At 61.1% G+C, this 1388-nt stretch carries 1 protein-coding gene; it reads right to left on the reverse strand.

Annotation, left to right across the window (positions count from 1 at the left end; all coding sequences use genetic code 11):
- Positions 1–1331 (reverse strand): ISNCY family transposase (locus QCE64_RS36365; RefSeq protein ID WP_404987966.1); only part of this gene is annotated, 1331 nt, incomplete at its 3' end.
- Positions 1332–1388: the final 57 nt, after the last annotated feature.

Here is a 1388-nt window from a genome sequence, read left to right on the forward strand (position 1 = left end):
ACAGCCGCGTTGAGTCGCTCCAGGGTCAGTTCGCGCTGCGTGCGCGTGCCCACCTTGCGTTCTTTGGGCCGTGGCGCCATTCCCTGATTGGTCCGCGAAGGCATCCCCGAAGCGCAGCGATTGTCGCGCTCAGCTTGCACGACTTGAGCAGCCTGCAGGACGTGTCCAAGCCGCTTGTTGTCGACAATGGCACCTTGATCGATCTCTGAGAGCCGGTCGTATTGACGATAGGCGAGGGCAGCCCCATTCACACGAATCTCGATGCGTCCATCGGGATACTCGAAGACGTCCAGATATTGGTGAATCAGCGCACGGTTCTCTGCCGTATCGTCGAGCATGTAAATCACCCGGTCGTACTGCACCTTCAACACTTTCGTCACGCGCCGCGCCACGCGCGAGGTCAGGATCAAGTCGATATCCTCGTCGCTCCTGAGCGCGCGATGGGCATTGAAAGCGCTTCTCGGCACTTTGCCGAAGCGAGCGTTGAAGTCGGCCATGAAGTGGGGCGCGTAAGCGTTGGCCGCTTCCTGCGTGTTGATGCCGCGTAGACGCAATTCCTTCACCAGCCGATCCTGCAAGGTCAGATTGGCCCGCTCGACGCGCCCCTTTGCCTGGCTGCTATTGGCGCACCAGGTATCGATGTTGAGCTCGAATAAAGCCCGTCCAAACTGCGTCACGCCCTTGCCGCCGACCTCGGCGTGGTTGTTGCAATGGAACACCGCAGCCTTGTCGCTGTAGAGCGCAATCGGCTTGCCGTACGCTTCCAGATACTTGCGCATGGCCTCGAAATAGCTGAAGGTCGACTCGGTCGCCGTGAAGTGCAGGGTCATCAGGCGGCTCGTGGCATCGTCGATAAACACCAGTAACGTACAAGCTGGCGCGCGGTCTTCGAACCAGCGATGGTCGCTGCCATCGATCTGGATCAACTCGCCCAGACACGAGCGGCGGTTCCTCGGCTGGTGCAGCGCCGCTGGACGCTGCTTGCGTGGAATCCAGAGCCCGGCATCGCGCATCCAGCGCCTTACCGTTTCCTTGCCCAACTCGATGCCGTGACATTCACGCAGCTTCTCGCAGGCAAGCGTCGGGCCGAAATCAGCGTAGCGCTGGCGCACCAGCGCCATGGCCCGGGCTCGCAGATCGATGGGCAATTCCCGATTGCTTGGCTGCCCGCGCTTGCGTGAGAGCAGCCCAGCCGGGCCGCTCGCAACAAAGCGGTGAGCGAGCCGGCTGATCTGACGTTCGCACAGTCCGAGTCGTTCAGCAGCCTGAACCATGGTCAGCCGATGCTCACAGACCGCCTCGATCACTTTGATACGTTCGAGTTCGTGCATAGTCGCCGTGATGAAACCACGCTCGTTCATGGTGAGCCCCTGGAAGACGCGCCATCG

Source organism: Caballeronia sp. LZ043 (assembly GCF_031451075.1).
In the GTDB taxonomy this organism is placed as follows: domain Bacteria; phylum Pseudomonadota; class Gammaproteobacteria; order Burkholderiales; family Burkholderiaceae; genus Caballeronia.